Genomic DNA, 4,660 nt, shown 5'->3' with positions numbered 1-4,660 from the left:
GGCTGGCTTCGTCATTCAGGCGCAACGAGCGCTCGTCCAGGTTGGTGGAACCGAAGCTTGCCCAGACGTCATCGACGATGAGCAGTTTGGGATGATACATCGTCGGCTGAAACTCGTAGATGCGCACGCCCGCTTCGAGCAGTTGACCCCAGAAGTGCCGCGAGCCTTTTCGCACGATGGGCACATCGGTCAGCGAATTGGGCACGATGACGTCGACGGCCACGCCTCGTTTCCTGGCGTCGAGTATCTGCTGCAGCGCGATCTCGTCCGGCACGAAGTAGGCCATGCCGATGCGCAGGTGATCCTTGGCCGCGGCGATCGCGGCCAGCATCATCAGCTCCATATCCTCGGAGCCGTTCGGTTGCGATGACAGGACCAGCTGGGCGCTAAGCGCGCCTGCGGGTTCGGGTGGCGGATAGAACTTCTCTCCTTGCAATGTTTCGCCCGCGGTCTCCAGCCAGTTCTCGGCGAAGGCCGCCTGGAACGCGCCCACCGAAGGCCCCTCAATCCGATAATGAGTGTCACGCCACTCGTTCGGATTGCGCGCATCGCCCAGCCAGTTGTCCGCGATGCCGACCCCGCCAGTGAACGCGACCCGCCCGTCCACGATGAGCAGTTTGCGGTGGGTCCGGTTGTTCACTCGGTCAAGCGTATACCAGTAGACAGGCCGGTAGCGCTGGAACCGCACCCCAGCGCCCGTCATGATGTGGATCAGGTTCTCGTCGAAGGGCAGGGAGCCAAGCCAGTCGACCAGCACTCGGACCTCGACGCCTTCGCGGGCTTTCGCGGCCAAGGCCGTGGCGAACTGATAGCCGACCGAGCCCGACCAATAAATGTAGGTCTCCATGTCGATGCTGGATCGGGCTACGCCGATCGCTTGCAGCATCGCAGGAAAAATCTCGTCGCCGTTGACGAGGGTTTGCACGGCGTTCTGCCCGGAGATCTGCCCTTGCGAATAGCTGCTCATGCTTTGCACGAATTGCGGATCCGCCGCGTCGAAGCGGTGCGGAACGATCGTGCGGATGACACGCGGCTCCGGGGTCAGGTTTACCGCGGCCAGCGTGACGACGGCAGCGGCGACGGCCACGGCGACATATTTGGCGATGTCGAGCCAATGGCCGGCCTTGCGCCCGGCAGCGCGTGTCTTGCTGGCCAGTAGCGCTCTAAAGCCCTGAGCCTTCACGTCTTTAGCCTGCGGTCAGTTTATCCCAACAGCAAGAATGTTCGACCGTGATTCAGGTTCCCGGCTGGGCCTGCGCGGGCTCGGACCGGCGCTTGGTCAGCCGATCCCCGGCCCGCCGCTCACCATCGACCGAGAGCTGCATCCTTTGCGACCAGTCGGCGTTGAATAAGATCATTCAAGGATGGTCTTGCATGGATATCAAGCTGGAACAGCCCGTAGCCGAAGCCTCGCCGGAGGCCGACATGCTCGTGAACAAAACGGCGCATTTCGTGGAGGAATGGATCAATGAGCATAAGGCCGAACCTCGGGTCTCGATGCCGGCCGAGATAGTCGCCGCCGAATTGGCCGACCAATGTATCGCCGACGCCGAAAGCCAAGGCATAGAGCCTGACGAGATCAACGAGGAAGTGGGCGACCTCGAGGAATATATCGCCGAGACCGTGCTGGAGGAGCAACGAGACGGCAGCGGCGATGATCATGGATCGATTGCGCCTGCGCCGCCCGCCGCTGGAAACGGAGAGACGAATGCCCAAATTCCGCTTTGAGTTTCTCGAAGCCGCGGCGCAGCCGCCGATCCACGTCGAGATGGAAAATCTCGAAACGGCGAAAGCCGAGGCTAAGCGGGCTGCGAAGGAAGCCATGCTCGACGGCATTGCCGCGGGGTCGGACCCGACATCCTGGGTGACCAAGATCTACGACGAGGCAGGCTACCTGGTGACGACCATCGAATTCCAGGATCTGGTGTCCGAAGCCCAGCGGCCCGGTCAGGCGGACGAGGCCGGCGAGCCCGGCGTGATGCGCTCAGGTTGAGGCTTGATCCCACGCCGGCGGGGACTGATCGCGCCGATATCCGGGCCCTTATTCGTCGCCCTTGTAGGTCTTGGCGGCTTCCTCGATCTTGCGCCAATCATTGCCATAGCGCCGCACAAGTTCCCGCGCCTGCGCAGGTGACAGTCCCTGCGTCTCGACGACGTGCTTCACCTCCGTCTCTTCGCCCTTCAGCGGACGCGAGCGCGGCCGTCTGGAGTGTCTGGCCGTCTCTCCATTTCGTCCCGGCATGGATGCCCCTCTCTCGGATCGGTATCAACCGCCGAGCCGAAGGAAAGTTTCCTGAGCCCGTGCGTCAGCCCGGGCCGATGCACAGGGCTCGCCGGCAGGGGTGAGCCGCACCGACAGCGTCGCGCTCGAAGAACTGCACACCGAGCTGCTCCGTCATGTGTGAGGTCGGATTCGTAGGCGGCCTGCGCCGGGTACCCGGCCCGGCGCAGGCTTCGATCCGCCACGTGCGTTGGTAAGTTAACGGTCAGGCCATCCTAGCCAGTATCTTGGCCATATCCGCCGTATCGAACGCCCTCAGGGTCTCGGTTCTGATGTTGCCCATCGATGCGATTGATAGGCCCAGCGCAGTCGCGGCAATGTCGTCCTCCGCTTCGGCAACCGCCACGACATCATGCTTGCCCAGCGTCCACAACAAGGTGTGAATCTTGACCCCGCTTTTGCTGGCCATCTCCTTGAAAGCCTCGGCACGCTTCTGGGTGTCCTTTATGGTCCTGATACCCTGGTCGGTGAAGTTTGACAGCAATACGTAGTGAGCCATTGGTTTCCTCCCACAAGGGAAACGCGGGGCGCTCACGGCGCGTCCGCCGTTCCCAGGACCACAATAGCACGTGCCCACTCTACAAAGAAGCAATTGCTAATATATCGGCGTACAGGTTGGATTGCCGCAAGAGGCACGAGTCAAGTGTCATGTCTCGAGGCCGCACGCGCGTGCAAGGCGGTGTGTAGATGGCTGCGCTCATCAGCCCGGCTCGATCTCCGAAAACAGCCAGTCGCGAAACGCCTTGACCTTGCGCTGGCGGATCGCCTCCGGCGGGTAGACCAGATAGAAGCTGGAGACCGCCTTCAGCGCGTGTTCGAACGGCCGCACCAGCCGGCCGGTGGCAAGGTCGGCGGAGACCAGCATGGTGCGGCCGAGCACCACGCCTTCGCCCTGGACGGCCGATTCTACCGCGAAGGTGGCGGAATCGAAGGTGAGCCCGCTGTTGGGATCGACGCCTTCGACGCCGGCGCTGGCCAGCCACGCCGCCCAGTCGATGCGGTAGCCGTCGCGGATCAGCGTGTGGTGCTTGAGGTCCTGCGGGTGCCTGAGCGGATGTGGCCCTTCCAGCAGCTTCGGGCTGCAGACGGGAAACACTTCCTCACCGGTGAGGAACTCCGACGTCAGCCCATGATAATGGCCGCCGCCATATCGTATGGCGACGTCGATGCCGTCGCCGCGGAAATTGGTCAGCCGGCCGGTGGTCGAGACGCGCACATCGATATCGCCATGCGCGCGGTGAAACCGGTAGAGCCGCGGCACCAGCCATTTTCCGGCAAACCCGTCCGACGTGCTGACATTGAGCGTCGAGCCGGAATGGCGCGAGGTCGCGGTCTGCGTCGCCAGCGCGAGCTGGTCGAGCGCCTCGCGCACGGCAACCGCATAAGGCTCGCCGACCGGTGTGAGCCGCACCGAGCGCGTCGCGCGCTCGAAGAGCTGCACGCCGAGCTGATCCTCCAGATGTTTTATCGCCCGGCTGATCGCGCCATGGGTGAGGTTGAGCTCGTCGGCAGCCCTGGAAAAATTCAAATGCCGTGCGGCGGCCTCGAAGGCCGGCAAGGCATTGAGCGGCGGCAGTTTGCGGGTCATGGCGAAGCCATTTGTGAGTTATGGTAACAAATAATTGCCAAACTTTGGTTTGTCCATCGTGGTTTTTCCAGCCAAAAATCCTCACAGAACTTGTGATCAAAACTCACCAACGTGCGAGGACGCCATGGCCACCGTTCATCCTTTCCTCTGGTTCAATCTCGATGCCGAAGCCGCGCGGGATTTCTATCTCTCGGTCTTCAAGAACAGCCGCGCGCTCGGCGCGATCGAGTTCACCGACAAGCCGCACGCGATCTTCGACTTCGAGCTCGAAGGCCAGCGCTTTACCGCGCTCAATGCCGGCGGGGTGCCGCCTTTCAACGAGCGCATCTCGCTCTACATCGAGACTGGGGACCAGGAAGAGACCGACTATTTCTGGAACGCGCTGACCGCCGGCGGCGGCTCGGAACAGCCCTGCGGCTGGCTGAAGGACAAGTTCGGCGTCTATTGGCAGGTCATCCCGGGCGAAGCCTTGCGGCTGATGAACGATCCGGACCGCGCGAAGGCCAGCCGGGCGCGCCAGGCGATGTATTCGATGAAGAAGATCATCCTCGCCGACATCGCCGCCGCCCACGCCGGGCTCGCCTGATTTTGAACCCATCCCTGAAAGGACGGAGAAAACCCATGACCAGTCTCACGGGAAAAAAGATCATCGTCGTCGGCGGCAGCTCCGGCATCGGCTTCGGCGTCGCGGCAGCCGCGCTGGAACACGGCGCGGAAGTCGTGATCGTCGGCCGCTCCGAGGACAAGCTGAAGGCCGCCGAAGAGCGGCTCGGGGCAGGACACGTGACAGG

8 protein-coding genes are annotated in these 4,660 nt (G+C 62.7%); 4 read left to right on the top strand and 4 right to left on the bottom strand.

Annotated elements, in window-relative coordinates; genetic code table 11:
* Nucleotides 1–1,183, bottom strand: a 1,183-nt coding sequence (locus EOA27_RS23215) for a phospholipase D-like domain-containing protein (RefSeq protein ID WP_127257299.1), incomplete at its 3' end; no start/stop codon positions are given.
* Between the two features lie 47 nt (nt 1,184–1,230).
* Here EOA27_RS23215 and EOA27_RS23210 point away from each other — a divergent pair.
* Together EOA27_RS23210 and EOA27_RS23205 are read left to right on the top strand one after the other, a co-directional pair.
* Nucleotides 1,231–1,728 carry a DUF768 domain-containing protein gene (locus EOA27_RS23210; RefSeq protein ID WP_127410020.1) on the top strand — a complete coding sequence of 166 codons (498 nt, stop codon included), beginning with the start codon at nt 1,231–1,233 and terminating at the stop codon, nt 1,726–1,728.
* Nucleotides 1,709–1,993, top strand: coding sequence for a hypothetical protein (locus tag EOA27_RS23205; protein WP_126083439.1), 285 nt, complete (start codon nt 1,709–1,711; stop codon nt 1,991–1,993). Before EOA27_RS23210 ends, EOA27_RS23205 begins: the two co-directional genes overlap by 20 nt.
* A 48-nt stretch (nt 1,994–2,041) precedes the next feature.
* On the opposite strand, the gene EOA27_RS43000 is transcribed toward EOA27_RS23205, so the two are convergent.
* From EOA27_RS43000 to EOA27_RS23190, 3 genes are all read right to left on the bottom strand, one after another.
* A complete protein-coding gene (locus EOA27_RS43000; RefSeq protein ID WP_281059471.1) occupies nt 2,042–2,164 on the bottom strand; it encodes a hypothetical protein in 123 nt (40 codons plus the stop codon).
* A 322-nt stretch (nt 2,165–2,486) separates the two neighbouring features.
* Complete coding sequence (locus tag EOA27_RS23195; RefSeq protein ID WP_126061615.1) at nt 2,487–2,780, bottom strand: GYD domain-containing protein; 294 nt, start codon at nt 2,778–2,780, stop codon at nt 2,487–2,489.
* A gap of 201 nt (nt 2,781–2,981) precedes the next feature.
* Complete coding sequence (locus EOA27_RS23190) at nt 2,982–3,869, bottom strand: transcriptional regulator GcvA (RefSeq protein WP_126078061.1); 888 nt, start codon at nt 3,867–3,869, stop codon at nt 2,982–2,984.
* Between the two features lie 124 nt (nt 3,870–3,993).
* On the opposite strand from EOA27_RS23190, the gene EOA27_RS23185 reads away from it, so the two are divergent.
* Nucleotides 3,994–4,455, top strand: a complete 462-nt coding sequence (locus EOA27_RS23185) for a VOC family protein (RefSeq protein WP_127257296.1) — start codon at nt 3,994–3,996, stop codon at nt 4,453–4,455.
* A gap of 35 nt (nt 4,456–4,490) precedes the next feature.
* The coding region (locus EOA27_RS23180) for an SDR family NAD(P)-dependent oxidoreductase (RefSeq protein WP_127257294.1) at nt 4,491–4,660 on the top strand (170 nt) is incomplete at its 3' end.

The organism is Mesorhizobium sp. M2A.F.Ca.ET.037.01.1.1 (assembly GCF_003998075.1).
In the GTDB taxonomy this organism is placed as follows: Bacteria; Pseudomonadota; Alphaproteobacteria; order Rhizobiales; family Rhizobiaceae; genus Mesorhizobium.
Note: the sequence above shows the minus strand (reverse complement) of the source record. Positions and strands in the feature narration are given on the sequence as shown.

Bases quoted from the DNA above. Each gene is read 5' to 3' on its own strand.
- EOA27_RS23190 (WP_126078061.1), bottom strand. From the start codon at position 3,869: ATGACCCGCAAACTGCCGCCGCTCAATGCCTTGCCGGCCTTCGAGGCC.
- EOA27_RS23205 (WP_126083439.1), top strand. From the start codon at position 1,709: ATGCCCAAATTCCGCTTTGAGTTTCTCGAAGCCGCGGCGCAGCCGCCG.
- EOA27_RS23195 (WP_126061615.1), bottom strand. From the start codon at position 2,780: ATGGCTCACTACGTATTGCTGTCAAACTTCACCGACCAGGGTATCAGG.
- EOA27_RS23185 (WP_127257296.1), top strand. From the start codon at position 3,994: ATGGCCACCGTTCATCCTTTCCTCTGGTTCAATCTCGATGCCGAAGCC.